Source organism: Nitratireductor soli (assembly GCF_001050155.1).
Lineage (GTDB): Bacteria > Pseudomonadota > Alphaproteobacteria > Rhizobiales > Rhizobiaceae > Nitratireductor > Nitratireductor soli.
This window is the reverse complement of record NZ_LFVY01000040.1, coordinates 1-1708: the sequence shown is the minus strand read 5'-3', so window position 1 is coordinate 1708 and position 1708 is coordinate 1. Positions and strand designations below refer to the sequence as shown.

At 62.8% G+C, this 1708-nt stretch carries 1 protein-coding gene; it reads left to right on the top strand.

Annotated features, from left to right (window positions below):
• Positions 1-305: 305 nt before the first annotated feature.
• Positions 306-1708: DUF11 domain-containing protein (locus tag AB843_RS25810; RefSeq protein ID WP_244468083.1), on the top strand; the 1403-nt coding region annotated here is incomplete at its 3' end.

Sequence of the window (1708 nt, the reverse complement as noted above, 5' to 3'; positions counted from 1 at the left end):
GTGCGGCAGGCCGTCACTGAACGCTGGCGCACCATCGGCGGCCGCTACCGCCTCGACATCGAAACCAGGATCGAGACCGGGCGGACGCAACGGCCGGCCGGACGTCGCACGGCGCCTTACGCCGTCTACAAGTGAGCGATTGGCAAGCGCACGCGGGGGTCGACGCCCGCGTGCCGACCGCCAACCGTAACGATACGTCGCGGCAACTGATGCCGCGTGTTCATCCGTCCTAAGTGTCCTGCCGATTTGCCTCCGCCCGCAAGGGCCTCAACCATGAACCGATGGCGCGATGGGGATTCCACGACATGCCAAAGCTGATCGATACGTCATATGCACGGGGTAACGCTGTCCGCCAGAGGCTGGGCGCCGCCCTGCCTCTTGCCGCGGCATTGATGGCATTCTGGGCGCCGGGCACCGCAGAGGCGCAGGTGCAGAGAAGTTTTATCAATCTGGGGTTCGAGCAGCCGGCTTTCTCGTGCCCGTCGGCATTCGTTCCAAGCACCAGTGTTCCCGGATGGGAAACGACGCATTCATCCACGGCGGGAAGCTGCGGCTTTGGGGCAGGGCCAATATTTGAAATGTGGAGGACTGGCTTCTTGAGCGTTCCCGCCCGAGCCGGTTCGCAGTTCATAGAGTTGAACGCATATCAGGCTTCTCGTGCTTACCAAAGCGTTTGCGTGGCGGCGGGTGAACAAATTGGCTGGCGGTTCAGTCACCGGGGCCGGGATGGCACGGATGTCATGGAATTCAAGATGGGTGCGTCGGGGAACCGGGTGGTACGGGTGAACACATCATCAGCGGGCGCTGGCGGCGTGGTAACCTGTTATGAAGAAGGCAGCGTTACCAGCAACACATGTTCATCAGTGCAAGCTGGTTCGTGGCGGGACTATTCGGGAACATTTACCTGGAGTGGTGCGACCAGTACCCAGCAGTTCGGCTTTGAAGCGATTGGTGCGGGGGCATCAGGCAATTTCCTCGACGAGATTCAGCTTTCGATTCTTCCCTTCGTCGAACTTCGTCCTGCGACGGCTTCCGCTCCGGAGAGCGATCCTTCCTCGCAGCTTCCACAGATCGCGGTGAGCGGCGACATCACGGCGCCCTTGGCCGTGACCGTGAATGTGGTGGGCGGGACCGCGGTGCTGGGCAGCGACTTTTCGACGCCGGGGGGCGGGGCGAGTTTTACGGTGACCATCCCCGCAGGCACCTATGCGGGCATACTCTTTCCGCTGGGCGTTTCGGTGACGAAGGACGCGGACGGGAGCGAGAGTGACGAGACGATCGAGTTCGAGGTGCAGGCGGACCCGGCCTACATCCTGAGCAGCACACAGACCTGCGGCGATGCGCCGATCGCGCGCAGCATCTACACGATCCAGGAAGAGAAGATCGCGCTGACCAAGACGGCGACGCTGAACGACCCGAACAGCAACGGCGTGCCGGACGCGGGCGAGACGATCACCTACGCCTTCACGGTGGAGAACACCGGCTCGGTGGATCTGACGAATGTGAGCGTGAACGATTCGACGCCGGGGGTGACGGTATCGGGCGGCCCGATCAGCCTTGCGGCGGGCGCTTCGAATGCGACGAGCTTCACGGCAAGCCATACGCTGACGCAGGCGGATGTGGATGCGGGCACGTTCGTGAACCAGGCGGAAGCTTCGGGAAGGGTGGCTTCGACGGGCTTCACCATCACGGACCTTTCGGACGACCC